General features: G+C 64.4%; 30 protein-coding genes, 1 tRNA gene and 1 pseudogene. 19 read left to right on the forward strand and 13 right to left on the reverse strand.

The features are described 5' to 3' along the window. Nucleotides 1-55 precede the first annotated feature (55 nt). Nucleotides 56-826 carry an SDR family NAD(P)-dependent oxidoreductase gene (locus MSIMFI_RS20940; protein WP_186242163.1) on the reverse strand — a complete coding sequence of 257 codons (771 nt, stop codon included), beginning with the start codon at nucleotides 824-826 and terminating at the stop codon, nucleotides 56-58. 98 nt (nucleotides 827-924) lie between these two features. On the opposite strand from MSIMFI_RS20940, the gene MSIMFI_RS20945 reads away from it, so the two are divergent. Further along, the gene (locus tag MSIMFI_RS20945) at nucleotides 925-2,454 is read left to right on the forward strand and encodes an ATP-dependent DNA ligase (protein WP_191498953.1); all 1,530 of its coding nucleotides are present in this window, start codon (nucleotides 925-927) and stop codon (nucleotides 2,452-2,454) included. 53 nt (nucleotides 2,455-2,507) lie between these two features. Next, entirely contained in the window at nucleotides 2,508-4,775 is a 2,268-nt protein-coding gene (locus MSIMFI_RS20950; RefSeq protein ID WP_191499112.1) for a carbon starvation CstA family protein, read from the forward strand. Nucleotides 4,776-4,794: 19 nt separating this feature from the next. On the opposite strand, the gene MSIMFI_RS20955 is transcribed toward MSIMFI_RS20950, so the two are convergent. Further along, nucleotides 4,795-5,493 carry an MspA family porin gene (locus tag MSIMFI_RS20955; protein ID WP_191499113.1) on the reverse strand — a complete coding sequence of 233 codons (699 nt, stop codon included), beginning with the start codon at nucleotides 5,491-5,493 and terminating at the stop codon, nucleotides 4,795-4,797. A 250-nt stretch (nucleotides 5,494-5,743) separates the two neighbouring features. Here MSIMFI_RS20955 and MSIMFI_RS20960 point away from each other — a divergent pair, with 250 nt between their 5' ends. From MSIMFI_RS20960 to MSIMFI_RS20970, 3 genes and pseudogenes are all read left to right on the forward strand, one after another. Further along, on the forward strand, nucleotides 5,744-6,010 hold the full coding sequence (locus tag MSIMFI_RS20960) for a hypothetical protein (protein ID WP_191498954.1): 267 nt from the start codon (nucleotides 5,744-5,746) through the stop codon (nucleotides 6,008-6,010). Nucleotides 6,011-6,119: 109 nt separating this feature from the next. Further along, the gene (locus MSIMFI_RS20965) at nucleotides 6,120-6,857 is read left to right on the forward strand and encodes an oxidoreductase (RefSeq protein ID WP_191498955.1); all 738 of its coding nucleotides are present in this window, start codon (nucleotides 6,120-6,122) and stop codon (nucleotides 6,855-6,857) included. Between the two features lie 116 nt (nucleotides 6,858-6,973). Further along, nucleotides 6,974-7,099 (forward strand): annotated as a pseudogene (locus MSIMFI_RS20970) (IS630 family transposase); the annotation flags it as partial. A gap of 121 nt (nucleotides 7,100-7,220) precedes the next feature. On the opposite strand, the gene MSIMFI_RS20975 reads toward MSIMFI_RS20970, so the two are convergent. Together MSIMFI_RS20975 and MSIMFI_RS20980 are read right to left on the reverse strand one after the other, a co-directional pair. After that, complete coding sequence (locus MSIMFI_RS20975) at nucleotides 7,221-7,652, reverse strand: DoxX family protein (RefSeq protein WP_186242159.1); 432 nt, start codon at nucleotides 7,650-7,652, stop codon at nucleotides 7,221-7,223. 12 nt (nucleotides 7,653-7,664) lie between these two features. After that, the gene (locus MSIMFI_RS20980) at nucleotides 7,665-8,942 is read right to left on the reverse strand and encodes an MFS transporter (protein ID WP_186242158.1); all 1,278 of its coding nucleotides are present in this window, start codon (nucleotides 8,940-8,942) and stop codon (nucleotides 7,665-7,667) included. Between the two features lie 149 nt (nucleotides 8,943-9,091). On the opposite strand from MSIMFI_RS20980, the gene MSIMFI_RS20985 reads away from it, so the two are divergent. From MSIMFI_RS20985 to MSIMFI_RS20995, 3 genes are all read left to right on the forward strand, one after another. After that, on the forward strand, nucleotides 9,092-9,415 hold the full coding sequence (locus MSIMFI_RS20985) for a DMT family transporter (protein ID WP_191498956.1): 324 nt from the start codon (nucleotides 9,092-9,094) through the stop codon (nucleotides 9,413-9,415). Beyond that, a complete protein-coding gene (locus MSIMFI_RS20990; RefSeq protein WP_191498957.1) occupies nucleotides 9,412-9,975 on the forward strand; it encodes a TetR/AcrR family transcriptional regulator in 564 nt (187 codons plus the stop codon). The genes MSIMFI_RS20985 and MSIMFI_RS20990 overlap by 4 nt, the downstream gene beginning before the upstream one ends. A 111-nt stretch (nucleotides 9,976-10,086) precedes the next feature. Next, nucleotides 10,087-10,800: a cysteine peptidase family C39 domain-containing protein gene (locus tag MSIMFI_RS20995; protein ID WP_191498958.1), complete on the forward strand. Its 714-nt coding sequence runs from the start codon at nucleotides 10,087-10,089 to the stop codon at nucleotides 10,798-10,800. 287 nt (nucleotides 10,801-11,087) lie between these two features. Here MSIMFI_RS20995 and MSIMFI_RS21000 read toward each other — a convergent pair whose 3' ends face one another. After that, nucleotides 11,088-11,354, reverse strand: coding sequence for a hypothetical protein (locus MSIMFI_RS21000; RefSeq protein WP_191498959.1), 267 nt, complete (start codon nucleotides 11,352-11,354; stop codon nucleotides 11,088-11,090). Nucleotides 11,355-11,527: 173 nt separating this feature from the next. Here MSIMFI_RS21000 and MSIMFI_RS29375 point away from each other — a divergent pair, with 173 nt between their 5' ends. After that, nucleotides 11,528-12,895: a PE family protein gene (locus MSIMFI_RS29375; protein ID WP_191498960.1), complete on the forward strand. Its 1,368-nt coding sequence runs from the start codon at nucleotides 11,528-11,530 to the stop codon at nucleotides 12,893-12,895. A 39-nt stretch (nucleotides 12,896-12,934) separates the two neighbouring features. On the opposite strand, the gene MSIMFI_RS21010 is transcribed toward MSIMFI_RS29375, so the two are convergent. Both MSIMFI_RS21010 and MSIMFI_RS21015 read right to left on the reverse strand, forming a co-directional pair. Continuing rightward, nucleotides 12,935-13,318: a type II toxin-antitoxin system death-on-curing family toxin gene (locus MSIMFI_RS21010; protein ID WP_191498961.1), complete on the reverse strand. Its 384-nt coding sequence runs from the start codon at nucleotides 13,316-13,318 to the stop codon at nucleotides 12,935-12,937. After that, nucleotides 13,315-13,521, reverse strand: coding sequence for a CopG family transcriptional regulator (locus tag MSIMFI_RS21015; protein WP_191498962.1), 207 nt, complete (start codon nucleotides 13,519-13,521; stop codon nucleotides 13,315-13,317). Before MSIMFI_RS21015 ends, MSIMFI_RS21010 begins: the two co-directional genes overlap by 4 nt. 138 nt (nucleotides 13,522-13,659) lie before the next feature. On the opposite strand from MSIMFI_RS21015, the gene MSIMFI_RS21020 reads away from it, so the two are divergent. The 5 genes from MSIMFI_RS21020 to MSIMFI_RS21040 all read left to right on the forward strand — a co-directional run bounded on the left by MSIMFI_RS21020 (nucleotide 13,660) and on the right by MSIMFI_RS21040 (nucleotide 15,906). After that, entirely contained in the window at nucleotides 13,660-14,472 is an 813-nt protein-coding gene (locus MSIMFI_RS21020) for a DUF1906 domain-containing protein (protein WP_191498963.1), read from the forward strand. A gap of 242 nt (nucleotides 14,473-14,714) precedes the next feature. After that, nucleotides 14,715-14,882: a hypothetical protein gene (locus MSIMFI_RS28405; protein WP_224770347.1), complete on the forward strand. Its 168-nt coding sequence runs from the start codon at nucleotides 14,715-14,717 to the stop codon at nucleotides 14,880-14,882. 137 nt (nucleotides 14,883-15,019) lie between these two features. Beyond that, the gene (locus MSIMFI_RS21030; RefSeq protein WP_191498964.1) at nucleotides 15,020-15,241 is read left to right on the forward strand and encodes a YlcI/YnfO family protein; all 222 of its coding nucleotides are present in this window, start codon (nucleotides 15,020-15,022) and stop codon (nucleotides 15,239-15,241) included. A gap of 123 nt (nucleotides 15,242-15,364) precedes the next feature. Further along, nucleotides 15,365-15,583, forward strand: coding sequence for an antitoxin MazE family protein (locus tag MSIMFI_RS21035; RefSeq protein ID WP_191498965.1), 219 nt, complete (start codon nucleotides 15,365-15,367; stop codon nucleotides 15,581-15,583). After that, the gene (locus MSIMFI_RS21040; RefSeq protein ID WP_191498966.1) at nucleotides 15,580-15,906 is read left to right on the forward strand and encodes a type II toxin-antitoxin system PemK/MazF family toxin; all 327 of its coding nucleotides are present in this window, start codon (nucleotides 15,580-15,582) and stop codon (nucleotides 15,904-15,906) included. The genes MSIMFI_RS21035 and MSIMFI_RS21040 overlap by 4 nt, the downstream gene beginning before the upstream one ends. 129 nt (nucleotides 15,907-16,035) lie before the next feature. Here MSIMFI_RS21040 and MSIMFI_RS21045 read toward each other — a convergent pair. Both MSIMFI_RS21045 and pgm read right to left on the reverse strand, forming a co-directional pair. Beyond that, nucleotides 16,036-16,111: transfer RNA gene (locus MSIMFI_RS21045), tRNA-Ala, on the reverse strand. 66 nt (nucleotides 16,112-16,177) lie between these two features. Beyond that, nucleotides 16,178-17,818, reverse strand: a complete 1,641-nt coding sequence (pgm, locus tag MSIMFI_RS21050) for a phosphoglucomutase (alpha-D-glucose-1,6-bisphosphate-dependent) (protein WP_191498967.1) — start codon at nucleotides 17,816-17,818, stop codon at nucleotides 16,178-16,180. An 81-nt stretch (nucleotides 17,819-17,899) separates the two neighbouring features. On the opposite strand from pgm, the gene crcB (MSIMFI_RS21055) reads away from it, so the two are divergent. Genes crcB (MSIMFI_RS21055) through MSIMFI_RS21065 form a run of 3 tightly spaced genes read left to right on the forward strand, consistent with a single transcriptional unit; the run spans nucleotide 17,900 to nucleotide 19,769 of the window. Further along, nucleotides 17,900-18,298 (forward strand): fluoride efflux transporter CrcB, encoded by a 399-nt coding sequence (gene crcB, locus MSIMFI_RS21055; protein ID WP_191498968.1) that lies wholly within the window; start codon nucleotides 17,900-17,902, stop codon nucleotides 18,296-18,298. A gap of 8 nt (nucleotides 18,299-18,306) precedes the next feature. Then, nucleotides 18,307-18,675, forward strand: a complete 369-nt coding sequence (gene crcB / locus MSIMFI_RS21060; protein WP_224770362.1) for a fluoride efflux transporter CrcB — start codon at nucleotides 18,307-18,309, stop codon at nucleotides 18,673-18,675. After that, nucleotides 18,672-19,769 carry a DUF190 domain-containing protein gene (locus tag MSIMFI_RS21065; protein ID WP_186242142.1) on the forward strand — a complete coding sequence of 366 codons (1,098 nt, stop codon included), beginning with the start codon at nucleotides 18,672-18,674 and terminating at the stop codon, nucleotides 19,767-19,769. Before crcB (MSIMFI_RS21060) ends, MSIMFI_RS21065 begins: the two co-directional genes overlap by 4 nt. On the opposite strand, the gene MSIMFI_RS21070 is transcribed toward MSIMFI_RS21065, so the two are convergent. The 3 genes from MSIMFI_RS21070 to MSIMFI_RS21080 are packed head-to-tail and all read right to left on the reverse strand — an operon-like array spanning nucleotide 19,763 to nucleotide 21,948. Then, nucleotides 19,763-20,626: an LLM class F420-dependent oxidoreductase gene (locus tag MSIMFI_RS21070; RefSeq protein ID WP_191498970.1), complete on the reverse strand. Its 864-nt coding sequence runs from the start codon at nucleotides 20,624-20,626 to the stop codon at nucleotides 19,763-19,765. The genes MSIMFI_RS21065 and MSIMFI_RS21070 overlap by 7 nt on opposite strands. Nucleotides 20,627-20,674: 48 nt before the next feature. Continuing rightward, nucleotides 20,675-21,016: a DUF488 domain-containing protein gene (locus MSIMFI_RS21075; RefSeq protein WP_191498971.1), complete on the reverse strand. Its 342-nt coding sequence runs from the start codon at nucleotides 21,014-21,016 to the stop codon at nucleotides 20,675-20,677. Nucleotides 21,017-21,030: 14 nt separating this feature from the next. After that, complete coding sequence (locus MSIMFI_RS21080; protein ID WP_191498972.1) at nucleotides 21,031-21,948, reverse strand: HpcH/HpaI aldolase/citrate lyase family protein; 918 nt, start codon at nucleotides 21,946-21,948, stop codon at nucleotides 21,031-21,033. A 145-nt stretch (nucleotides 21,949-22,093) separates the two neighbouring features. Here MSIMFI_RS21080 and MSIMFI_RS21085 point away from each other — a divergent pair, with 145 nt between their 5' ends. After that, a complete protein-coding gene (locus tag MSIMFI_RS21085) occupies nucleotides 22,094-22,561 on the forward strand; it encodes an SRPBCC family protein (protein ID WP_191498973.1) in 468 nt (155 codons plus the stop codon). Then, on the forward strand, nucleotides 22,554-24,362 hold the full coding sequence (locus MSIMFI_RS21090) for a sulfatase-like hydrolase/transferase (RefSeq protein ID WP_191498974.1): 1,809 nt from the start codon (nucleotides 22,554-22,556) through the stop codon (nucleotides 24,360-24,362). The genes MSIMFI_RS21085 and MSIMFI_RS21090 overlap by 8 nt, the downstream gene beginning before the upstream one ends. Before the next feature lie 105 nt (nucleotides 24,363-24,467). Here the strand turns inward: MSIMFI_RS21090 and MSIMFI_RS21095 are convergent, their stop codons facing one another. Then, a complete protein-coding gene (locus MSIMFI_RS21095) occupies nucleotides 24,468-24,866 on the reverse strand; it encodes a DUF4267 domain-containing protein (RefSeq protein WP_191498975.1) in 399 nt (132 codons plus the stop codon). Nucleotides 24,867-24,888: the final 22 nt, after the last annotated feature.

Consider the following 24,888-nt stretch of genomic DNA (forward strand, 5'->3'; position numbering starts at 1 on the left):
TCGTCGCCGAGCTACACGCTAAAGAGTGTACTTAATGCGACGAGGGCTCTCGCGGTTACTTGGGCGCGAACCGCTGGCCCGCGTCCAGTCGCAGGCACTGACCGTTGAGCATCGGGTTGTCCACAATGGCCGCCACCAACTTGGCGTACTCCTCGGGCCGACCCATGCGCTTCGGAAACGCCGCATCGCGGACCAGGGCGGCCGCCATGTCCTCGGGAACCATCGCGGTCAGACCCGTCAAGAACAAGCTCGGAGCGATGGCCAGCACGCGGATGCCCAATGACCCCAGGTCTCGCGCCATCGTCAGGCACATGCCCGCAATACCCGCCTTGGCGGCGGAGTAGGCGACCTGCCCGATCTGCCCTTCGAACGCAGCGATCGAAGCGGTGTTGATGATGACGCCCCGCTCACCGGTTGTTTCGGGGTCCTCTGGTTCGTTCTTGCTCATGTGTGCCGCGGCAAGCCGGTTGATGTTGAAGGTTGCGATGAGGTTGAGATCCACCACGGCGCGGAAGGATTCGAGATCGTGGGGGCCGGACTTGGTCATGGTGCGCTTGGCGATGCCGCCGCCCGCGGTGGTCACCGTGACGTGCAGGCCGCCCAGGTCGTCGACCGCATTGTGTAGCGTCTGCTCGGTTCCGGTGAAGTCGGTGACGTCGACCGGATAGAACTTGCCGCCGAGCCCGTCGGCAACGGCCTTGCCGTCGGATCCCTCACGATCGAGCACGGCAACCTGCGCCCCACGCTCGGCCAACAGTTCGGCGCTGGCACGTCCCATCCCCGACGCGCCGCCGATGACGACGACCTTCTTCCCGTTGATCTCCATCCGGACCTCCCTTTTGCGGCTTGTCAGAATCCATGCAATCTGTAACGCTAGCGTGTCCGCTCTGCGGGTTTGTCGGCGAGCCATGCCAAGCTTTCACAGTGCTCCTAGTCGACGTAGCAAGCACATCGCTTAACGTGGGCGGCACCTCGTCGCGTCTGACCAAGGTCGCGCGCATCGCCGAGCTGCTGCAGCGCGCCGCAACCGATGCCGAGGTGGTCGCGATCATCGTGTCGTGGCTGTCCGGGGAACTACGGCAACGCCAGATCGGTGTTGGCTGGGCGGCCTTGCGGTCGCTACCTCCGCCGGCGTCGGATCCGGTGCTGACCGTCGCGGGTGTCGATGCCACCTTCTCCGAAATCGGCGCGGTATCCGGAAAGGGGTCACAGGCACGGCGCGCGGCGCTGATCGCGCAATTGTTTTCCGCGGCAACCGAATCCGAGCAGACCTTTCTGCTCCGGCTGCTGGGCGGTGAGCTGCGCCAGGGCGCGCTCGCCGGAATCATGGCCGACGCCGTCGCCAAGGCCGCCGGCATCCCCGCCACCGCGGTGCAGCGTGCGGCGATGCTTGGCGGGGATCTGCCGGCAGTGGCGGCAGCGGGTTTATCCGGTGGCGCCCCAGCTCTGGACGCATTCACGCTACGGGTGGGCCGGCCGGTCGGCCCCATGCTCGCACAGACCTCGACCGGTGTAGGCGACGCGCTCGAACGCCATGGCGGCACAACCATTTTCGAAGCAAAGCTGGACGGAGCCCGAGTGCAGATCCACCGGGCCGGCGACGAGGTCACGGTCTACACCCGAAGCCTCGACGATGTCACCGCGCGACTTCCGGAGGTCGTGGAGGCGACGCTGGCACTACCGGTGCGCGACTTCATCGCCGACGGCGAGGCGATCGCGCTGCGCGCGGACAACCGCCCCCACCGTTTCCAGGTCACCGCGTCGAGGTTCGGCCGGTCGGTCGATGTCGCAGCAGCCCACGCAACACAACCACTTTCGGTGTTCTTCTTCGACCTGCTGCATCGAGACGGCGTCGACCTGCTCGACGCGCCAACCACCGATCGGCTAGCCGAACTGGACGCTTTGGTGCCCGCCCAACACCGGGTCGACCGGCTGGTCACCTCCGACGCGGCAGCAGCCGCCGACTTCCTGCAAGCGACGCTCGACGCCGGCCACGAGGGGGTAATGGCCAAGTCACCGACCGCGTCCTACCTTGCCGGCCGTCGCGGAGCGGGCTGGCTGAAGGTCAAGCCGGTGCACACCCTCGACCTGGTGGTGCTCGCCGTGGAGTGGGGTTCGGGGCGCCGTCGCGGCAAGCTCTCCAATATTCACCTGGGCGCGCGCGACCCGGCCACCGGTGGATTTGTGATGCTGGGCAAGACATTCAAGGGCATGACCGACGCCATGCTGGACTGGCAGACCGCTCGGTTCACCGAACTGGCCGTCGGCGCGACCGACGAGTACGTGGTGAAGGTGCGCCCCGAGCAGGTCGTCGAGATCGCGTTCGATGGTGTCCAAGGGTCCTCGCGCTACCCCGGCGGACTGGCGCTGCGGTTCGCCCGGGTGGTGCGCTACCGAGACGACAAAGGCCCGGCCGAAGCCGACACCATCGAAACCGTGCGCGCGCTGTACTAGACGCACCTCGACCGTGAACCTCACGACGCGACACGCTGATCAGGCGTCGGTAGATTCACACTCGCTGCCAACACTGGGAGGGAGCTCGGGTGGAGCGCGATGTCACCTATATCCGCACCGACGCCGCCCTGCCGCCTGTGGCGATCGTCGACCACTCCCCGATCACCGTCAGGCACAGGATCTTCTTCGGCGTGATCGCCGCGCTCGGGGCCCTCGCCTGGGCGATCATCGCGTTCGTCCGCGGCGAGCCGGTGAACGCGGTTTGGCTGGTGGTCGCCGCGAGCTGCACCTACGTCATCGCCTTTCGGTTCTATGCGCGGCTGATCGAGATGAAGATTGTGCGCCCCCGCGACGATCACGCCACGCCTGCCGAGGTCTTCGACAATGGCACCGACTACGTGCCGACCGACCGGCGCGTGGTGTTCGGCCACCACTTCGCCGCCATCGCCGGAGCTGGGCCGCTGGTCGGTCCGGTGCTGGCCACCCAGATGGGTTACTTGCCGAGCGCCATCTGGATCGTCATCGGCGCGGTGCTCGCCGGCTGTGTACAGGATTACTTGGTGTTGTGGATTTCCACCCGGCGGCGGGGTCGTTCGCTGGGCCAGATGGTTCGCGACGAACTCGGCGACAGCGCCGGGGTGGCGGCACTGATCGGGATCCCCGTCATCATCACCATCGTGATCGCGGTGCTGGCGCTGGTGGTGGTGCGGGCACTGGCAAAGAGCCCGTGGGGCGTGTTCTCGATAGCCATGACCATCCCCATCGCCCTGTTCATGGGCTACTACCTGCGGTTCCTGCGGCCCGGGCGGGTGACCGAAGTATCGGTGATCGGCGTGGGACTGCTGCTGCTCGCCGTCGTCTCCGGCGACTGGGTCGCCAATACATCTTGGGGCGCAACGTGGTTCGGCCTTTCGCCGGTCACGCTGTCCTGGCTGCTCATCGGTTACGGCTTCGCTGCATCGGTGCTGCCGGTTTGGCTGCTGCTCGCGCCGCGCGACTACCTGTCGACCTTCATGAAGGTCGGTACCATCACGCTGCTCGCCGTCGGCGTGTGTCTGGCCCACCCGGCGCTCGCGGCGCCGGCGATCTCGCAGTTCGCCGTCAGAGGCAACGGACCCGCGTTCGCCGGCTCCCTGTTTCCGTTCCTGTTCATCACCGTCGCGTGCGGCGCCCTCTCCGGATTCCATGCACTGATCTCGTCGGGAACCACGCCGAAAATGCTGGAGAAGGAAGGCCAGATGCGGCTGATCGGCTATGGCGGCATGATCACCGAGTCGTTCGTTGCGATCATGGCGCTGATCACCGCGTCGATCCTCGACCAGCACCTGTATTTCACCCTGAACGCACCCGCCGCCCAGACCCATGACACTGCAGCCGGCGCAGCGCGCTATGTCAACGGGCTCGGCTTGCCGGGTAACCCGGTGACCGCTGACCAGCTCAACCGGGCTGCCGCCAGCGTGGGCGAAAAGTCAATCGTGTCGCGTACCGGCGGAGCACCGACACTGGCGTTCGGCATGTCGGAGATGCTGCACAAAGTGTTCGGTGGCGAGGCGCTCAAGGCGTTTTGGTACCACTTCGCGATCATGTTCGAGGCGCTGTTCATCTTGACCACCGTCGACGCGGGCACCAGGGCAGCGCGATTCATGATCTCCGACGCGCTGGGCAACCTGGGCGGTCCGATGCGCAAGCTGCAAAACCCGAGCTGGCGTCCCGGCGTGTGGCTTTGCAGCCTGGTGGTGGTCGTTGCGTGGGGCAGCATCCTGTTACTCGGTGTCACCGATCCGCTGGGCGGTATCAACACCCTGTTTCCGCTGTTCGGCATCGCCAACCAATTGCTGGCGGCGATCGCGCTGACGATCATCACCGTCGTCGTCATCAAGCTGGGTCGCCTCAAATGGGCTTGGATACCAGGGATTCCGCTGCTGTGGGACCTGGCCGTCACGCTGAGCGCATCGTGGCAGAAGATCTTCTCCGCCGATCCCGCCGTCAGCTACTGGACTCAGCATTCCCAGTACGCGGCGGCCAAGCAGGCGGGCAAGACTGCGTTCGGGTCGGCGACGAACCTCGACGAGCTCAACGCCGTCATCCGGAACACGTTCATCCAGGGCACGTTGTCGATCGTCTTCGCGATGGTGGTCGTCATTGTGTTCGTTGCCGGAGTCGTCGTGGCGCTCAAGGCAATTCGGGGCAACGGCCGGCCGCTTACCGAGGACCGCCCGGTGCCGTCCAGGAAATTCGCGCCGTCGAGCCTGATTTCTACAGCCGCGGAGCGACAGTTGCAAAGACAGTGGACTCGGCACGCCGAGCAGAGCGGGCCGTAGCGTCCCGAGCCAGCCGCGATCAGAGGGCCTTCGTGGTGCCGACATACGACAGCACCACGTCGGATTCATCAGTAATGCGGGTCAGGGTCGAATAAGAGCGAATGAACGACTGGCCGACGCATCCGTCGATTTTGACGTGGAAGTCGTGGATCATGATCCAAGGATTTGGACTGTGGAACTCTTTCCTGACCACCGGCACGATGACGACGAACCCGGGCTTGAGCCCCACGCTGATCACGTTGTTGTACGACCCAGTGATCAGCGGTATGAGAATAGGTGGCTGACCAGGTCCTAGCGGTAGCTCCGAGCCAAGAGAAGGCGCGACCCCGCTGCCATTCGCCATGACGAAGCCGTTGGACGTGCTCATGTCGATCCCACAGCCGATCTCATAGCCGGCCTCGAGGTAGCCTCGAGGGGATTCCGGCCCGGTTAACGAAGCGCCGAATATTCCGCTGGAGAGGTATTCACGAGACGACGTCGCGGTGGTCAGCGGCGGCACGGCAACGTGTCTCTCGTCCTTCGCGCCGAGAGCCAGGATCCACCCGTCAGGTGTGTTCACCCTCACTGGTGCGCCAGGGGGTATGGCCCCGTCGGCTGGTGGCACCGCGCCGGGAGGGGGTTCGGCGTCGGGTTGCGCGCCTGCCGAAGGTGCGGTCATCGATACGACCAGCCAGACAGCGAGGACCGCGGCACGGCGAATCACCGCGGAAATCGGCATCACGGCCAATACGCTATGCACGTCCCGATTCGCTCACGGCTTTGCTGGTTGACGAAATCGGAGTTGTTGCGGGTTTGTAGCTGGTTTGCGATGCGGACAAGGCAGGCTGGCAAGAGCGGTGCCGCTCGTCAGCCCCGGGGGTGCGCAATTCGTGCACGTTCTTCGTTCGCCGGACCACTCACACGTTGGCTTGGCGGGTAAGCTTCGGACTTAGCCAGGGATCCGCGGAGGATGGCAGAGAGGGCGATCAATGACCCTTCAAAGGTTGGCACGCGCAGCGTTGGCCGCCCTTATCGGGGTGGCGGCTCTCCTCGGCAGCAGCGGCGTCGCTCGCGCAGACCCAAGCGACGATGCATTTCCCGAGATAATCGATGATTTGCTCATCATCATCCCGGGACTGACACAGGATCCGCGCGCGCTAAATCCGGGCATCAAAGGCGGCCCACAACGCGACTGGGGTGGTATCGGAATGTACTGCCAGAATCGAAATGTCACGTGCAAAAAGATGGGATTTTAGCAGCCGCGTCTGCCGAAGCACTCCGCAGAAATCAGTTGGCACTCAAAACAATTTTGTTGTTCCGGTCGGCTTAATAGCGATCACGGGTTGATCGGAAGGAACGTTTGCGATGTCCACCTGGCTCATCACCGGTTGTTCGACCGGACTTGGCCGCGCACTGGCTGAGGCGGTCATCGGCGCCGGCCACAACACCGTCGTCAGCGCACGCGACGTCGCTAACGTCACCGACCTGGCCGACGCCACGCCCCAGCGGGTACTCGCCGTTGCCCTCGACGTCACCAAATCCGAGCAGGTCACCTCCGCCGTGCGACAGGCGCAAGAACGATTCAGCGGCGTCGACGTCCTGGTGAACAACGCCGGATACGGCTACCGCGCCGCGATCGAGGAGGGCGACGACGCCGACATCCGCACCCTGTTCGAGACGCACTTCTTCGGCGCAGTCGAGATGATCAAGGCCGTCTTGCCGGGCATGCGGGCCCGACGCTCCGGTGCGATCGTCAACATCTCCTCGATCGGCGTTCAGCTGACTCCCGTGGGATCGGGCTATTACTCCGCGGCCAAGGCCGCGCTGGAGGGCATCAGTGGAGCCCTGCACGGCGAACTTGCCCCGCTTGGCATCTCGGTCACGGTCGTTGAGCCCGGCGCATTCCGCACCGACTTCGCCGGGCGCTCGCTCACCCAATCGGCCACTGCCATAGGCGATTACGCCGACACCGCCGGGCGACGCCGCAAAGAGAACGACACCATGCACGGCACCCAGCCCGGCGACCCCGAGAAGGCCGCCGCCGCGATCATCGCCGCCGTCGACTCAGGCGAACCGCCCGCCTTCCTGCTCCTAGTGTCCTGAGTCATTAATTCATGGGTTCTTGTTAGAATGGGTGATGCCGTCACCGCATGCCGCGCAGATCGTGTTGACCGAGGATGAACGCGCCGAGTTGGAGGGCTGGGTCCGGCGTCGCAACCGACATCCGCGCCTGGATCGAGCACTGGAACGACGATCCCAAGCCCTACGTCTGGACCAAGACCGCCGACCAGATCCTCGAATCAGTCGCCAACTACTGCAAACGAATTAATGACTCAGGACACTAGGTACCGACGCCCTGCTCGCGTACCGCTACATCGCCGACCGGCGGTCGACGGAGATCGCGGCCTGGGAACCGCTCACCACCAGCACCAACCTCGACAGCTAAGCCGTTGCGAGCCAACCCGACTAGCTTCTGGGTCTCGCGGCGCGCAGCGCGTCGATCGAGTAACTGCCCGCCCCGGTGAAGACCAGCAGGAAGAAACCAAAGCAGAAGAGTATCGCCAGAATTCCACCGTTGCCGTCAGGCGGATCACCGATCGGCCAGAGCGAACGCGGTTGATGCATCCAGAAATAGGCGACCGCCATTTCACCGGAGGCAATGAACGCGGCGGCGCGGGTAAACAGTCCCGCGGCGATCAAGACGCCCGCGACCAGTTCGATCAGCCCGGCGTACCAGCCGGGCCACGATCCGAACTCGACGTGCTGCGCCAGACGAATGGGCCAGCCGAAGAGGATCATTGAGCCGTACCCGGCAAACATCAGACCGTAGACCAACCGGAACAAGCTCAGCACGGCCGGCGAATACCCAGTGAGGCGGCGGTTGAGGTTCATTGTCATACCATTCATGTTTTAGTCGACGTCAGCGGTCAGAGAAGTCTCAGAGATCGCGGCCCAGTTCTGCCGATGCTCGATCTCGTTGTGCCGCTGAGCCTTTCCCCCCGTAACCAGCATGGCGATGACACCCAGCACCCACATCGGGTACTGCACCGTCCAGGCCAGCCGAAACGAGCCAAAGGAGTAGTCGTCGGCTACCTCGAGAATGAGTCCCATTACCGGCATGATCACCAACGCAGCGACGAACCCGCCCATGTTGACGATGCCCTTTGCGATGCCCAGCGTCGCGCTTGGGTTATGCGTCCGCGCGAAATCCAAGGCGACGATCGCCGCGGGGCCGCCGGCGGACATCACGACGACCAGGACGAGCAGCAGCCACCGCGGGGCGGGGTACGGCAGCGCTAACACCGCGGTCCAGGCCACGGCATTGCTGGCGACAATGGCGAGCACCATGAGCAAGCGCCGCTTTGGGTGCCTGCCGGTCCAGACGCCTACCACCACGCCGGCGGCAGAAGTCGACACCACCGACACGGTGAGCAGGGAGCCGGCAACGTTCGTCGGCATTCCTTGGGCCTGGGTGAGGTACGGCACGCCCCACATGAAGCTGAACACCATGATCGGGAAGGTACTGCTCAGGTGGATGAAGAAACCCAGCCTCGTGCCCGGGTTGGACCACACGGTCCGCACGCTCGCGACGAGTTCGCGAAAGGTTGCGGTGCCGATGCAAGCGTCGTGTCCGTGAGGGGTGTCACGGATCAGCGCCAGGCCGATAGCGGCGCACATCACGCCGAGCGCGGCGGTCGAAGTGTAGGCGGCGGTCCAGCCCGCGCCGGTGAGCATGCCAAGAAACGGCACCGCCGATAGCACCTGGCCCAGCTGACCGCCGATGAAGGTCAGCTGAGTGACCAGGGGGACACGGGTGGGCGGAAACCAGTACGAGACCAGCTTGACCACGGAGATGAAAGTCACCGCGTCGCCCAGCCCAACGACCGCTCGAGCGGCGACGGCCGTTGGGATCGACACGGCGAACGCCAGAATGAGCTGACCGGCGGCCAGCGCAACCGCACCGGCGCAGATGAGCGCCTTGGAGCCGAACCGGTCGAGTAGTACCCCCGCGGGAATCTGCGCGCCGGCGTAAACGACGACCTGAACCACGACGAACGTCGAGAGCACGCCGGGAGTGACGGAAAAGCGCTGCGCCGCGTCCATGCCGGAGACGCCCATCGTCGTGCGGTCCAACACTGCGACCATGTAGGCCAGAAGTCCGGCACCCCAGATGATCCAAGGACGCACAGGGTTGCCTCCTCGATTAGCCACAGCTTTCGTCATTGTTGCGTAACGGGCGGCTGTGCGGGTCAATTTGGCCATGCCAGCTGTTGCTGATCCGGCCAATCCGTTTTTGTGTACATTTGTACATGTACATTCGTACACAAGGAGGCGTCTTGAGTTATCTGTTCCTGTTGTGCGCGATATTCGCCGAGGTCGTGGCGACCAGCTTGCTCAAAGGCACGGACGGCTTCACACGACTATGGCCCACTTTGGCATGCCTTGTCGGCTACGCCGTCGCCTTCGCCCTGTTGGCGCTGTCGATTTCGCGCGGGATGCAGACGGACGTCGCCTACGCACTCTGGTCGGCCATCGGCACTGCCGCCATCGTGCTGATCGCGGTGCTGTTTCTCGGGTCGCCGGCTTCGCTCGCCAAGATCGTCGGCGTCGGGTTGATCATCGCCGGCGTGGTCACGCTGAACCTGGCCGGTGCCCATTGACCGCGGCGCCCGACCGCCGTCCGCGCGACCCCGCCGGGCGCCGGCAGGCGATTGTCGAAGCGGCCGGGCGGGTGATCGCGCGCCGGGGCCTCGGCGAGCTGACCCATCGCCGGGTCGCCGCCGAGGCGGATGTACCCGTTGGGTCGACGACGTATTACTTCAGTGACCTCGGCGCGTTGCGGCAAGCCGCGCTCGCGCACGCCGCGACCACGTCGGCCGAGGCGCTCGAGCAGTGGGGCCGCGAGCTCGACGAGAACGCCGACCTTCCCGCTACCCTGGCCCGGCTTACTGCCGACTACCTGACCGACCGGGACCGGCACCGCACGTTGAATGAGTTGTACATCGCGGCAACGCATCAACCGGAATTGCAGCGCCTGGCCCGGCTGTGGCCAGAGGGTCTGGCGGCGCTGCTCGAACCACGGATCGGGCAACGGGCCGCCGAGGCGGTCGCCGTGTTTCTCGACGGCGCCACGCTGCATGCGCTGATTACCGGCAGGCCGCTGGGCCTCGATGTGCTGACGGACGGGATCGCCCGGCTGGTTGGGGCATCCAGCGCTTGAGTTTGTCGATACAGCCGCAATATTCGGCGCGAAATCTCCAAGGATTCGCAGAGTACTTCCCAAGAATCGATGGCGATAATTCGCTGATCCACTCCGGAGTGAAGGAACGGCATGATCCGCACCCGCATCGCGGCCGCGGCCCGGGCGGCGGTCCTTGCGGTAGTAGGCGCCGCGGCCGCACTGGGATTGGCGATCGGCACAGCCCAAGCCGCTCCCGATCCTCCCCGTGGCGCGCGGACACTTTACGGCGACCCCGCGGCCGCGGCCCCATTCTGGCGCTACCAGAAATACGACGACGATTGCGTGGAGATGGCGGTCGCCGACGTGGTCGGTCAAGTGACTGGTCACGAGCCCTCCGAGGCGGCGATCATCAGGGTGGCCCAATCGACGCCCAGTATCGTCCACCCCGGACCCGTCTACACCAGGCCGGGGAAACGCAAGTCCGGAGAAGGCACCTATTTTGATGACGAACCAACGCTGCTGGCGCACTACGCTATCCGCGCGGTGAGCACGGACACGGACAGCACGGGCGTCCCGACCGGCATGGATGCACTTGAGCAGGCGCTGAGCGCTAGCCGCAAGGTGATCGTCGGCGTCAACTCCGAAATCCTTTGGGGCGAGCCGGTCGTGGACAAAACCCCGGACGGTCAACCCGATTCCAACCACGCCGTCGTGGTGATCGGTATCGACACCGCGGCGGGCGTCGTGCACCTCAACGACAGCGGTAGCGAAGACGGCCGAGACGAGCAGGTACCTATCGCCGTCTTCATCCGATCGTGGGCCACCAGCGACAACCAGATGACCGTCACGACTGTGGCGCGCTAAACGCTTGGCGGCCAAGAGAACCAGCAGCGAACGTGACTCCGGCCGACAGACCTTGCGCTTCGCTGCCCGATGTGTCGCCCCGCGGATTAGGGCGGCGACGGCCTTCGATCCATTCGTCGTGCTGTTCCGCTAACACAGCGCGGCGATAAAACACCGACAAGAACCAACACAGCAAATGCGAACTTGCGATCGCGAGTGGGTCTGCCAACGGCTTCTCAACATCGATAGGTCAGAGACTGGTCGTCACGATTGCCCACCTTCGATCGAATCGGCAGTTGTTCGACAAATCACACGATGGCCGTCCTCCATCGGGCTACAACACGCCCGATCCAGCGCGGATACTCGCCGATCTCTGCGCACGATTTCCCCAGATAGGGCATGTGACCAGGCACGACGAGGATATTTCGGCGTTGTGACGGGTTGCGCTTGAGGGAGCGACTGGCGTCAGGATTGTCGTCGAAATTGTCGCGAGCGAAAAAATCAGCGGCTACACCAATTGCGGCTTTTCGTACAATTTGCACAATCGACGGCTGGCGCTTTCGTGCAAATTGCACTATCGAAATGTATTTGCATAGCTGGCTCTCAGCAACACCTAGCAAATGCTTAAGTCAATTCGACTCCAAACGGACACATCCATCGTTGGGGTCTCGTTAAGGTCGGGAATCGCCGAGCGGCAATGAGGCCGGACGCGGCAGTAAATATGAAGGCGATTGCCAGGAGGTTTGTGATGTCTTTCGTGTTCACGGTGCCAGAGATTGTGGAAACTGCGGCATCAGACTTGGCTGCTATCGGTTCGACTATCAGCGCGGCCAACACGGTGGCGGCGGCGCCGACTACGGCATTGCTGGCGGCCGGAGCGGATGAGGTGTCGGCGGCGGTGGCATCGCTGTTTTCCGCACACGCGAAGGCTTATCAAGAGCTCAGCGCGCAGGCTGCCAAGTTTCACACCCAGTTCGTGCAGGCGTTGACCACCGCCGGAAGTGGTTATGCGGCTGCCGAGGCCGCCAACGTTTCGCCGTTGCAGCGCCTGGAGCAAGCCGCGCTCGCTGCGATCAATGCACCTGTTGCTGGCGTAGGTGGCGCCGCCTCGGCAGCCGCCGCCGCCCTACCCAACTTCGGCTACGGCAACGTCGGCGAGGGCAACATCGGCTTCTTCAACACCGGCACCCTCAACTTCGGCATCAACAACGTCAGCCCCAACTTCACCCCCACCGACCCCATCACCACCTTCGGCGGCTTCGGCCTGTCCAACAACGGCATCGACAACATCGGCGCCTTCAACACCGGCATGCAAAACGTCGGCCTAGCCAACAACGGCACCCTCAACATCGGCATCGCCAACACCGGCACCGGCAACAGCGGCCTGCCACTGAGCATCCTGCAGACACTCGGCATCGGCAACCACGGCAACTTCAACCAAGGCCTGTTCAACACCGGCAACTACAACCTCGGCATCGGCCTAACCGGCGACCACCTGATCGGAATCGGCCCGCTACACATCAGCAGCGGCACCGCCCCGGCAGCAGCGGCACCTTTGTTCGCGCCCGCACAGGCGGTCCAGGACATCGCCAACTTTGGTTACGGCAACATCGGCGGCGGAAACATCGGCTTCTACAACAACGGCCTCTTCAACACCGGCATCAGCAACACCGGCAGCCTCAACGTCGGCATCGCCAACCTTAGCCCGCACTGGGACATCGGCTTTGATGACCCCATCACCACCTTCGGCGGCTTCGGCGCCTTCAATTCCGGCGTGGAAAACCTCGGCATCGGCAACGTCAGCCCCTTCGATGTCGACCCCAGCACGATCGGCTTCGGCGGCGCTGGCCTGTTCAACACCGGCATCGAAAACGTCGGCGCCTTCAACACCGGCCTGCAAAACGTCGGCGCCTGGAACAACGGGACCTTCAATCTGGGCATCGCCAACACAGGCACCGGCAACAGCGGATTGCCACTGAGCTTCCTGACCACGCTCGGCGTGGGCAACCACGGCAACTTCAACCAAGGGCTGTTCAACACCGGCAACTACAACATCGGTATCGGGCTCACCGGCGACCACCTGATCGGTATCGGCCCGCTGCACATAACCAGGTAGATGCGGATCGGTTCACCGGTCGAGTCCGCGTCCGGCTGTTCAGCCCTCCTGGTAGCTCCAGCTGCGCAGTTGTTCTACGATCTCGTCGAGGTCGGACATTGCACCGCTGGCTACCCCGATCACAAAGTCGAAGCGCTCGTCCTCCGGCGCACCAATCCACTGATCGTTGATGGCAAGAAACGTCCGGCACGCCGTCCACGCAAGTCGCTCGTTGCCGTCCACCAGCGCGTGATTGCGTGCCAGCGAATGCATGAGCGCCGCTGCCTTAAGTTGCAGATCTAGGTAGGCATCCTGACCAAACACCGAGGCGCGAGGCCGCGCCACAGCTGATTCGAGCAAACCGTAGTCCCTGACCACGACATCCTTGCCAACGGCTTCTCGGGCAATCTCCAGCAGGTCTTCGAGGTCCAAGTAATCCGTCATGCGTCCTTAAGACGCTCCAAAACACTGGCCTCCTCGCGGACCACGCGCTGCAGCGCCGCAGCAACCTTGGCCTTGTGCGCCCGCCGGGCGATGTACTCGTCGATGGCCGATAGTGCAACGGCCTGCATCGATCGGCCTTCGGCGGCCGCCTGCCGGCGCAACGCTTCTGCCTGCTGCTCGCTGGGGCGCAAAGTCATTCCCATGCCGGGATGATACCTGATTGATACCACCGTGTGCTGCGTGGCGGTATCGCAGGATTGACGTTGAACGACACGGACCCGATTTGGTTACAGCTCAAACACACCATCTTTTTACAGCAGTCACATTGTTAACATCACGCGATGGACATGTCGGTGTGTCTACACCTCCGGCGGCCGCGCCCAATTTCCCGGCGTGACGTATTGCGCTACACCATCGCTATGTCCGCAGCGCCAGCCTTGTCTGCGGCATCGGCCATGGCGTCTGTTGCCGCCCCAGTAGCGGCTGCTGCGACTCCCAAACTGATCGACTTCGCCCAGAGCCAAATTCCAGCGGAGCACATTCGAGCTGCTGGCTATTCCGGCGTCATCAACTACGTCTCACTGTCGCGGCCCGGTGCGTCCTTTGGCGCCAAACCGATCACCCGGCCCTACGCCGACCAACTGAAAGCAGCCGGGCTGATGATCGTCAGCAACTACCAATACGGCAAGCCAGGCGGGACAGCATCATCGGACTTCAAGCGCGGGTTCAACGGCGGCGTCGCCGACGCTCGCACCGCCTGGAAGCTGCATACCGCGGCGGGTGGCGGTCAAAGTGCCCCAATCTTCTTTACCATCGACGAGGACATAGACCACCACACCTGGAACACTCTGGCGCTGAAGTGGTTTCGCGGAATCAATTCGGTGTTGGGAGTGCAGCGCACCGGCGTGTACGGCGGTATCGATGTGTGCCAGTGGGCGGCCGCCGACGGCGTTATCGGAAGTTCGCGCACCCCCGGCCACCGGTGGGCCTGGCAAACCAAGGCTTGGTCGCGCGGTCGGATCGACCCTGCCGCAGTTCTCTACCAACGCGTGGTGAGTACGGCGTCGAATCCAGGCCCAGTCGTCGGGGGACACGAAGTTGACGTCAACGACGTCCTTGCCCCGGATTACGGTCAGTGGAGCCTGCATCCATGAGCCGTGATTCATACCGTGAAAACCAGTGGAGCTACGGGGATTCGAACCCCTGACCCCCACACTGCGAGGACCCGGGCCGATGCGGTGACCAAACGTCGACGGTGTTTGTGCCGTCAGCAGTGGCGGTTGAGGGAGCCATTGTCGTAACGGTTGTCGTCACAACGCCAAAAGCGAACTCTGTGCCAGCCGAACATGTTCTCAGCTAGCAGGTTATTTGTATCCGTTTGTATTACAATCTGCATGTGGCGGACGAATTGTTCGATCTCGATCTGCTCGACGAAGAGGATCCGTTCGAGATCGACGCACAAGCCGCCCACCTGTTTAAGCACCCACGCCTGGGCATCGAGGACATCCGCGAAGTCTGGGCATCCGATCCGATGTTCTACCCCGCCAAACCACCCGCCCACTGACTGATGGTCGCCGAAGTCGACGGCGCCGTCCTGATGGTTCCCCTCGCCCCTGCCCGCGCCGGCGACCCACGACGATGTCGCCCCATCGGCTGTTACGAGGCCTCCAAACAACTCGCCGACCCATACCGGAGAGACAGATGAACCACCCCATGACCCCCGACGAGGAATACGAGTTTTACGCCGGCCCGGAAAACCAGGAACCTCAGGGACCAGGGCGCCGCCGGCTGACCGCCACCGTTCCCGTTCGCTTCCCACCCGAGCTCCTGGAGCAGGTACGTGCTGCGGCCGCGGCAGACGATCGCTCCGTCTCGTCTTGGATTCGCCGCGCAGTCGAGCACGAACTCCGACATCCCGCGTAGAGGCGAGCAGACGTAAAGGCCGCCAAAAACGGTTGGTTTTTGGGGCCTTTACGTCTGCTCGCCACACTGACCCCACACTGCCTTGTGTTGCATGCAACAGTCGTTTCATGAAACATGTAGAGCATGGGCACATCGACGCGGAGAGCTCGCCAATACCGCGAGCGCATGCGCCTGCGAGGGTATCGCCCCGTCCAGGTGTGGGTGCCGGATGTCCGCTCAGCTGCGTTCGCCGCTGAAGCACACCGTGAGGCGCTGGCCCTCGCAGAAGCTGATCGACGCAGCGACGACATGGAGTTCGTCGAGGCGATCTCCGCTCTTGGTTCGCTGGACGACGACGCGTGAACCGTGGCGAGCTGTGGACCGTCACCGGTGGTGTCTACGCAGCCAAGCCGCGCCCAGCGATCATCATCCAAGACGACCTGTTCGCGGAGACAGATTCGGTCGTCGTCATCCCGCTGACCACGACGGTCACCGACACGCCGATATCCCGGGTTGCCGTGCCGAACGACGAGACGACGAACATCACCGAGCCCACCTTCGCGATGATCGACAAGATCACGACCGTGCGCCGGTCGAACCTTGGCGCGCGTATCGGTCGGGCGCCGACAGCACTCTTGGCGGACATCGAACGGTCTTTGATGGTGTTCCTTGGACTGGCTCGCTAGTTTGCACAGCCCGCGGGAACCCGTGGCCGAACCTATGCCGGCACCCGCGTGATGGGCGATGCGCTGGCTGATGATCTGGTACCGGCGCGCACAGTGCGTACTTCGCAACACGCCGGTGCGGCTCTTCTCTGGTGGAGCTAAGGGGACTCGAACCCCTGACCCCCACACTGCCAGTGTGGTGCGCTACCAGCTGCGCCATAGCCCCAAGAAGTTGTGCCCATCGAAGCTACACCACTGGCAACACGGGTTCAAAGCCCCTGGTCAGACGGCTCTACCCGATGACCTGATTGACCACTTCGCGGGCGATTTTCTGCACTTCGGCCAGATGCTCCGGACCGCGGAAGGACTCGGCGTAGATCTTGTAAACGTCCTCGGTGCCCGACGGCCGGGCGGCAAACCACGCATTGGCCGTCGTCACCTTGAGCCCGCCCAGCGGTGCGCCGTTGCCTGGCGCCGAGGTCAGCTTGGCGGTGATGGGCTCGCCAGCCAATTCGGTGGCGCTGACCTGATCGGCCGAGAGCCTAGACAGTCGCGCCTTTTGCTCACGGTCGGCGGGCGCATCGACCCGCGCATACGTCGGCGCGCCATACTCGGAAGCCAGCTCGGCATACCGCTGCGACGGCGTCTTGCCCGTGACTGCCAGGATCTCCGAGGCCAGCAACGCCAGGATGATGCCGTCTTTGTCGGTGGTCCACACCGATCCGTCCCGCCGCAGAAACGACGCCCCCGCCGACTCCTCGCCGCCGAACCCGATGGTGCCACCGATCAGACCGTCGACGAACCATTTGAACCCGACCGGTACCTCGACGAGCTGACGGCCGATGCCGGCGACCACGCGGTCGATGATCGACGAACTCACCGCCGTTTTGCCAACCGCAATGCCAGAAGGCCAGGACGGCCGGTGGGTATAGAGATAGTCGATGGCCACGGCCAGGTAGTGGTTCGGGTTCAGCAGGCCCTCGTCCGGGGTGACGATGCCGTGACGGTCGGCGTCGGCGTCGTTGCCGGTGGCGATCTGGTAGCGATCGCGGTTGCCCAACATCGTTCGAATGAGCCCAGCCATCGCATCCGGCGAGCTGCAGTCCATCCGGATCTTGCCATCGGTATCCAGCGTCATGAACCGCCACGTCGCATCGACCAATGGATTGACCACGGTCAGCTCTAGGCGGTGCCGCGAAGCGATCTCACCCCAGTAGTCCACGCTCGCCCCGCCCAGCGGGTCGGCCCCGATGCGCCCCCCCGCATCACGAATGGCCGCGATATCGCCCACGTTGGGCAGGTCGTCGACATAGTTGCCCAAATAATCATGACGCTGCACGGCCCCCAACGCCCGCGCAAAAGGCACCCGCCGAACCCCTGACCCGTTTCGCAGAATCTCGTTGGCGCGCTTGGCTATTGCGTTGGTGGCGTCACTACCTGCCGGGCCGCCGCTGGGCGGGTTGTACTTGAAGCCGCCGTCGGACGGCGGGTTGTGCGACGGGGTCACGACGATTCCATCGGCCAGCCCCTCGGTGCGGCCGCGGTTGTAGGTCAGGATGGCGTGGCTGATCGCCGGCGTCGGCGTGTAGCGGTCACGACTGTCCACCACTGCTAGCACTTCATTGCCCGCCAGCACCTCCAGCGCCGACACCCACGCCGGTTCCGAAAGACCATGCGTGTCACGGCCGATGAACAGCGGCCCGGTGGTGCCCTGGCCCGCGCGGTATTCGACGATGGCCTGGGTGATGGCGAGGATATGGGCCTCATTGAACGCCCCGGTCAGGGCCGAACCGCGGTGACCCGAGGTCCCGAAAGACACCTGCTGCGCGACGTCGTCGGGGTCGGGCGCCACGGTGTAATACGCAGTCACCAGGTGGGGCAGATCGACAAGGTCCTCGGGCTGTGCCGGCTGTCCGGCTCGCGGGTTGACCATGGTTACCAATTCTGCCCATACGCCGCGGTCCGGCCCTAGGCTGCGTAGGCGCACACTTGGCACACCGAAGGGAAACATCCAGTGGCAAGCCACGATTACCGGGAGTTGGCTGCGATTTTCGTCGGCGGAGCGCTCGGCGCACTCGCCCGAGCGGCGCTGGGCACCCTGGCCGTCCCCGACCCGGCACGGTGGCCCTGGCCAACGTTTACCGTCAACATCGTCGGGGCCTTGCTGGTGGGTTACTTCACGACACGGCTGCTGGAACGGTTGCCGTTGTCGAGTTATCGGCGGCCGTTGCTCGGCACGGGATTGTGCGGCGGGCTCACGACTTTTTCGACGATGCAGGTCGAGACGATCAGGATGATCGAGCACGGCCATTGGATCTTGGCCATCGCCTATACGCTCGTGAGTATCGTGCTCGGTTTGCTGGCTGTGCACCTCGCCACCATCTTGGTGCGCCGGGTGCGGGTGCGCGGATGACGGCTCCTATGACAACGGCGGCGCTCTGGTTAGCAGTGATGCTCATCGGCGGCATCGGATCGGTCACGCGTTTTGTCGTGGATCGCGCGGTCGCCCGTCGAATGGCCCGGGCGTTTCCGTACGGCACGCTCACCGTGAATATCACTGGCGCGGCCCTGCTCGGATTCCTCGCGGGGCTGGCGTTGCCCAAAGAAGCGGCCCTGCTGGCCGGCACCGCGTTCGTCGGCTCCTACACCACCTTTTCCACCTGGATGTTGGAAACCCAGCGGCTGAGCGAGGATCGCCAGCTGCGCGCAGCGTTCAGCAATATCGCCGTCAGCGTCGCGCTCGGCCTGGCCGCTGCGGTGTTGGGACAATGGATCGCGGGGCTGTTATGAGCGAGCAATCGTTGAAGTTGACCGCGTACTTCGGCGAACGGCAACGCGTCGTCGGCGAACCAAGGCGGTTCTTGGCCGATGCCATGTTGGATCTGTTCGGCGCCCGTCGCGTCGCGACCAGCGTGATGATGCGCGGGACTACCAGCTTCGGCCCTAAACACGAGCTGCGCTGTGACCAAACGTTGAGCCTGTCCGAAGACCCGCCGGTGACCATCGCCGCCGTCGATGTCGAGTCGAAGATACGCACGCTGGTCGACGATGTGACAGGGATGACCGGCGTTGGGTTGGTGACGTTGGAACGCGCGCGGCTCGTCACCCGGCACAGCGGCGCCGCCGCCCTGAGCGATATCGACAGCCGAACGGGAGACGCCACCAAGCTCACCGTCTATGTCGGCCGGCAGGTGCAGGTCGCAGGCGCGGCGGCCTACTACGCCGTGTGCGAACTCCTCCATCGACATGGATTCGCTGGTGCCACAGTGCTTCTCGGCGTCGACGGCACGGCATACGGACACCGCTACCGGGCCCGCTTCTTCGGCCGCAACGTCAATGTTCCGCTGATGATCATCGCCATCGGGTCGGCCCCGCAGGTCACGGCCGCCGCGGCGGAAGTCACCAGGCTACTTCCCAATTCATTGCTGACCATCGAACGGGTGCGGTTGTGCAAACGCGACGGCGAGCTGTTCGCCCGCCCCCAACGGCTGCCGCCGACCGATGACCAAGGACGCACCCTTTGGCAGAAACTGATGGTGCACACGGCCGAAGCGACCCATCACGACGGCCAGTCGATCCACCGCGCCCTGGTCCACCGCCTGATGCAGTCCGAGACGGCTCGAGGCGCAACCGCCCTGCGCGGCATCTGGGGTTTTTATGGCGATCATAAACCGCACGGAGACAAGCTATTTCAGATTGTGCGCAGGGTACCGGTGACCACCATCATCGTCGATACACCCGACGCCATCACACGTAGTTTCGACATCGTCGACGAGCTGACAACTCGTCATGGGCTGGTAACCAGCGAAATGGTTCCTGCCGCGGTTTCGCTCACCGGGTCAACGCCCACGGGTGAGACGCCGCTGGCGCGCTACGACTACTGAATCCATTGCTCGGCCAGCGACGAAACCCAGGCGGCCACCGCGTCGGGATCCTCCGGCGGCGCCTCGACTAGCACCAACTCGTCAACGCCCAGTTCGGCAAGGCCACCGACATCGTCAACGTGTGGGCTGCGCAGGGCCACCGCCAGCCGCAGCTCACCGCGGTCTCGACCCGATTCGGCGCACAACCGCTCCAACACGCCGACCCGCTCACGCACAGCGGCGACACCGTCGAGGTTGAACCCGTACCAACCGTCGGCCCACGTCGCCACTCGCCGCAGCGCCGGATCGCTGTTACCGCCGACCACGATCGGTATGCTGCGCTCGCGAACCGGCTTGGGATTGACCCGAATCGAGTCGAAGCCAACGAAACGCCCGTCGAACGAGGCGAGGTCGTCGCGCCACAACGTGCGCATCGCGGCAACGTATTCCGCGGTGCGGGCCGCGCGATGCTCGAACGGCACCCCGAGCGCGTCGAACTCTTCACGTGACCATCCCACGCCCACACCGAGTATCAGCCGTCCGCCGCTCAGCCGATCCAGGCTCGCCGCTTGTTTGGCCACGATCACCGGGTTGTGTTCCGGCAGCAGCAGCACGCCGGTGGCGACAGCGATCCGGGATGAGGCGGCGGCGGCAAAGCCCAGCGCGACCATCGGATCAAGCCAATCCGCCTGTGCCGGAACGGCAATGACGCCGTCGTCGGAGTATGGGTAACGCGAGGTGGATCGGTCCACCATCACGACATGTTCACCGGCCCATAGGGTGACAAAACCGCAATCGTCCGCCGCCGCGGCAACGGCGTCGATCACCGCTCGGTCGGCGCCGGCCCCGATTCCTAGAGCATGCAATCCCAACTGCATCCGATGATCGTCTCACCCCGGTCGCCGACGCCCACAGCGCCGAGCACTCTAGGTCAACAGACTCGCCAGGACCGCGGCGTGACTGCCGTCGAGCTGACGCGTGGCGGTGACCAACGTGACAACACCACGCTTGGCCAGCTCGCGCAGCTCATCCAGCGCTGGGCTGCCGGCCAGTTCGGCCTCGTAGCGCGCGGCGAATTCGTCGAATCGCTCGGGTTGGTGGTGATACCACTCGCGCAGTTCCTTCGATGGCGCAACGTCTTTGCACCAGATGCCCACTCGTGGGTCGTCCTTGCGCATCCCCCGCGGCCAAATGCGATCCACTAGCACGCGCTGGCCATCCTCGGGATCGGCGTCGTCGTAGATTCGCGCTACCCGGATGCGACTCATGAATCATGCGACCTTTAGTAGTGGTAAGTGTCCGTCGGAGCGGGCATGTGAACCGGTTCGTCCTCGAAGTCGGACACTTCGATGCCGTAGGAGCGGGCCAAATTGAGGATCTTGGTGGCCCGGGCGATGCGCGGAAGATCGGATCCATTTCGGATCTCTCCGCCGTCGCGTTCGAACTCCGCGAAAAACTCTTTCGCCCAACCAATTTCGTCCGCCGAGGGAGATAGTCCCTCGTTCACCACAGCGCACTGATCCGGTGACAGGCAGATCTTGCCGGTCATCCCAAACTCGACGGAGACCGCCGTGGCCTCGATGAGCTTCAGCGGATTGGAGCCGATGGTTGGCCCATCGATGGCACTCGGCAGGCCGGCCGCCTTGGCCGCGATGGTGAAGCGCGACCGCGCGTACGCCAGGGTGCTCGGGTCTTCCCCAAATCCGGTGTCCCGTCGGAAGTCGCCGATACCGAATGCGAGTCGGAAAGTGCCTTTGGCCGCAGCGATCTCGGTGATGCGCTCCAGACCCCGCGCCGTTTCAACCAGCGCAACGATCGGCACATTCGGCAGTCGCTTCGCGGTCTCGGTGACATGGTCCACCGATTCGACCATCGCCAGCATCACCCCACCGACCGAACTGCCGCCAAGTGTGGCTAAGTCATCGGCCCACCAGGGGGTGCCGAATCCGTTGATGCGAACCCAGTCGTTGTTACCGCGGTTAAGCCAGTGCACAACGTTGTCGCGCGCGGCGACCTTGTCCTTGGGTGCGACCGCATCCTCGATGTCGAAGACAACGATGTCGGCGCGCGAATGCGCCCCAGCCTCGAACCGGTCGGCATGCGCGCCGTTGACCAATAACCAACTCCGGGCCAATAGGGGGTCGATGCGGGTGCCTATGTCGGCGGCATCCGCCGAGTCATAGTTGACATGTTCATACATTCGTGATCTGTCGTCTCTTCGTTCCGTCGTTTCGCTCGAATTGCCTAAACCGTAGCGGTGCGCCACCTGCGGGTATCAACCGGAGCATGCTGAGCACGCTCAACGCACGACCCCCTGCGGCAATCTCGGCGCCAAACGGCATCAAATGGTGTTGGATGGCGGAGTGGCAGACATCAGTCGCAGCCGGACGATTACCGCCCCGCCGCAGGCGATCTGGGACGTACTTGCCGACTTGGGTGCACTGAGTTCGTGGGCCGACAACATCGACCACTCATGTGTGCTTAACCACGGCCCCGACGGCGCCCCGTTGGGCACCACCCGCCGCATCCAGGTGGGCCGCAACGCACTGGTGGATCGCATCACCGAGTTCGATCCACCCGTGGCGCTGGGCTACGACATCGAAGGCCTACCTCCCCGGTTGCGCAAGGTCGCCAACCGCTGGACGCTGCGGCCTGCGGGGAACCGTACCGTGGTGACAGTGACCAGCACGGTCGAGGTCGGGTCCCTTCCCCCCGCTCGCCTGGCGGAACAGGTGGCACTTCGTGTCCTGGCCAAGCAGTCCGACACGTTGCTCGCCGGGCTGGCACACCGATTGGAGAATTCGCATGTCTGAGCGCCCCGACATCGTCATCGTGATGACCGACGAGGAGCGTGCGGTGCCGCCGTACGAGTCGGCCGACGTACTCGCCTGGCGCCAACAAACTCTGGCCGGCCGCCGCTGGTTCGACGAGCACGGTGTGAGTTTCACGCGGCATTACACCGGTTCACTGGCCTGTGTGCCCAGCCGCCCAACGATTTTCACCGGCCAGTATCCGGACCTGCATGGAGTCACCCAGACCGACGGCATCGGTAAGCGATTCGACGACTCCCGGCTGCGCTGGCTGCGCGCCGGCGAGGTGCCGACACTGGGCAACTGGTTTCGCGCCGCGGGCTACGACACCCATTACGACGGCAAGTGGCACATCTCGCACGCCGACCTGCAAGACCCGACAACCGGCGACCCTCTGGCCACCAATGACGACGACGGCGTCATCGACCCGGTCGCGGTGCGGCGCTATCTCGACGCCGACCCGCTCGGCCCGTATGGCTTCTCGGGATGGGTGGGCCCCGAACCCCATGGGGCGTTAATGGCGAACAGCGGTTTTCGCCGTGACCCGCTGATCGCCGATCGTGTTGTCGCGTGGCTGAAAGACCGCTACGCACGGCGTCGCGCCGGTGACGCCGCGGCGATGCGCCCGTTCTTGCTGGTAGCCAGCTTCGTCAACCCGCATGACATTGTGCTGTTCCCGGCGTGGGTGCGCCGCAACCCGCTCAACCCCTTCCACCTGGATCCGCCGCATGTGCCGCCGGCACCGACCGCCAGCGAGGACCTGTCCACAAAACCAGCCGCGCAGATCGCGTTCCGGGAGGCCTACTACTCCGGATACGGTCCGGCGGCGGCCGTCAGCCACAGCTACGAGCGCAACGCGCAGCGCTACCGCGACCTCTACTACCGCCTGCACGCCGAGGTCGACGCACCGATCGACCGGGTGCGCCGCGCGGTCACCGAAGGCGGATCCGAGAATGCCGTTTTGGTGCGCACTTCCGATCACGGCGAGCTTCTCGGGGCGCACGGTGGGCTGCACCAGAAGTGGTTCAACCTGTACGACGAGGCCACCAGGGTGCCGTTCGTGATCGCCCGCATCGGCGAGAACGCGACGCAGGCGCGCACGGTCTCCGCGCCGACGTCTCACGTCGATCTGGTGCCGACGCTGCTCGGCGCGGCCGGTGTGGACGTGGAGGCGACGGCCGACGCGCTCGCCGAATCATTCTCCGAGGTTCATCCGCTGCCCGGCCGCGACCTGATGCCCGTGGTGGACGGGGCGGCGGCCGACGAGGGCCGGGCCGTCTACCTGATGACGCGCGATAACGTGCTCGAAGGTGACACTGGCGCGTCGGCGTTCGCCCGGCAATTGGGTCAGACCGTGAATCCGCCTGCGCCGCTGCGCATCAAGGTTCCGGCGCATGTGGCCGCGAACTTCGAGGGCCTGGTGGTACAGGTGGACGACACGGACGCAGTCGGCGGCGCGGGGCATCTATGGAAGCTGGTCCGGACCTTCGACGACCCGGCTACTTGGACCGAGCCCGGAGTGCGTCACCTGGCTACCAACGGCATTGGCGGCGAGGCGTATCGCACCGATCCGCTCGACGATCAATGGGAACTTTACGATCTGACCGCCGACCCCATCGAGGCCAACAACAGATGGACCGACCCCGAGCTGCACGAGCTGCGACAGCACCTAAGGATGCAGCTCAAACAGCAGCGGGCTTCGTCAGTTCCGGAGCGCAACCGGCCATGGCCGTATGCCAACCGACAGCCGCCCACCGGCGAGTCAGGTGTGGTGCGTCGGGTGTTGAGTCGAATCCGACGCTGATTACGCCAGCTCTCTGCGACCTCGGCTGCCAACCAGTCCGGAGCAGGTGAGCGATCTCACCTTCAGTGAGATCACGTCGAACGAGCTGACCGAATGCGAACGTCGCTACTGGTCGCTGGTGTCGAGCGCCCGCTGAGCGGGCCCCCGGCGCGTTGCGCCCCAGAGCCCAACGCCAATGCCAATCACGGCGCCGCCAAGGCCGATGAGGTGTGAGCGTTTCAGCTCGTCGCGGACGCTCATCCCGCCCAACAGATCGGACGCGTCGGCCCCGGCGGAGGCCAAAAACCAGCCGCGCGTGTTTTTGCCACGCAACCCTGACGCCAAGAGCAGCCCACCGATCAATGCGTCGCGGTAGCCCATCGACCGCAACAACAGTCGAGCCGTCGGCGACGGCTCGTCCCGGTCGCCCCAGAGCCGGTTTGCGCGGAGGGGGTCGACGAGGAACTGGACGCCCGAGGCGAGTCGGATACTGCCCGCGATGAGCGCGGCACGATCGATCGGCATGGCTCCTCCTTTTTTCGGAGCC

The sequence above is a fragment of the Mycobacterium simulans genome (assembly GCF_900232995.1).
Lineage (GTDB): Bacteria > Actinomycetota > Actinomycetes > Mycobacteriales > Mycobacteriaceae > Mycobacterium > Mycobacterium simulans.

Excerpts from the sequence above, each read along its gene's own strand:
- MSIMFI_RS21010 (WP_191498961.1), bottom strand. The coding sequence starts at position 13,318 with ATGACGGATTACTTGGACCTCGAAGACCTGCTGGAGATTGCCCGAGAA.
- MSIMFI_RS21015 (WP_191498962.1), bottom strand. The coding sequence starts at position 13,521 with ATGGGAATGACTTTGCGCCCCAGCGAGCAGCAGGCAGAAGCGTTGCGC.
- MSIMFI_RS21030 (WP_191498964.1), top strand. The coding sequence starts at position 15,020 with ATGAACCACCCCATGACCCCCGACGAGGAATACGAGTTTTACGCCGGC.
- pgm (WP_191498967.1), bottom strand. The coding sequence starts at position 17,818 with ATGGTCAACCCGCGAGCCGGACAGCCGGCACAGCCCGAGGACCTTGTC.
- MSIMFI_RS20995 (WP_191498958.1), top strand. The coding sequence starts at position 10,087 with ATGATCCGCACCCGCATCGCGGCCGCGGCCCGGGCGGCGGTCCTTGCG.
- MSIMFI_RS21035 (WP_191498965.1), top strand. The coding sequence starts at position 15,365 with ATGGGCACATCGACGCGGAGAGCTCGCCAATACCGCGAGCGCATGCGC.
- MSIMFI_RS21020 (WP_191498963.1), top strand. The coding sequence starts at position 13,660 with ATGGACATGTCGGTGTGTCTACACCTCCGGCGGCCGCGCCCAATTTCC.
- MSIMFI_RS21090 (WP_191498974.1), top strand. The coding sequence starts at position 22,554 with ATGTCTGAGCGCCCCGACATCGTCATCGTGATGACCGACGAGGAGCGT.
- MSIMFI_RS20960 (WP_191498954.1), top strand. The coding sequence starts at position 5,744 with ATGACCCTTCAAAGGTTGGCACGCGCAGCGTTGGCCGCCCTTATCGGG.
- MSIMFI_RS20965 (WP_191498955.1), top strand. The coding sequence starts at position 6,120 with ATGTCCACCTGGCTCATCACCGGTTGTTCGACCGGACTTGGCCGCGCA.
- MSIMFI_RS21075 (WP_191498971.1), bottom strand. The coding sequence starts at position 21,016 with ATGAGTCGCATCCGGGTAGCGCGAATCTACGACGACGCCGATCCCGAG.
- MSIMFI_RS29375 (WP_191498960.1), top strand. The coding sequence starts at position 11,528 with ATGTCTTTCGTGTTCACGGTGCCAGAGATTGTGGAAACTGCGGCATCA.
- MSIMFI_RS21080 (WP_191498972.1), bottom strand. The coding sequence starts at position 21,948 with ATGTATGAACATGTCAACTATGACTCGGCGGATGCCGCCGACATAGGC.
- MSIMFI_RS20955 (WP_191499113.1), bottom strand. The coding sequence starts at position 5,493 with ATGCCGATTTCCGCGGTGATTCGCCGTGCCGCGGTCCTCGCTGTCTGG.
- MSIMFI_RS20940 (WP_186242163.1), bottom strand. The coding sequence starts at position 826 with ATGGAGATCAACGGGAAGAAGGTCGTCGTCATCGGCGGCGCGTCGGGG.
- MSIMFI_RS21065 (WP_186242142.1), top strand. The coding sequence starts at position 18,672 with ATGAGCGAGCAATCGTTGAAGTTGACCGCGTACTTCGGCGAACGGCAA.
- MSIMFI_RS21085 (WP_191498973.1), top strand. The coding sequence starts at position 22,094 with ATGGTGTTGGATGGCGGAGTGGCAGACATCAGTCGCAGCCGGACGATT.
- MSIMFI_RS21095 (WP_191498975.1), bottom strand. The coding sequence starts at position 24,866 with ATGCCGATCGATCGTGCCGCGCTCATCGCGGGCAGTATCCGACTCGCC.
- MSIMFI_RS20975 (WP_186242159.1), bottom strand. The coding sequence starts at position 7,652 with ATGACAATGAACCTCAACCGCCGCCTCACTGGGTATTCGCCGGCCGTG.
- MSIMFI_RS21070 (WP_191498970.1), bottom strand. The coding sequence starts at position 20,626 with ATGCAGTTGGGATTGCATGCTCTAGGAATCGGGGCCGGCGCCGACCGA.
- crcB (WP_224770362.1), top strand. The coding sequence starts at position 18,307 with ATGACAACGGCGGCGCTCTGGTTAGCAGTGATGCTCATCGGCGGCATC.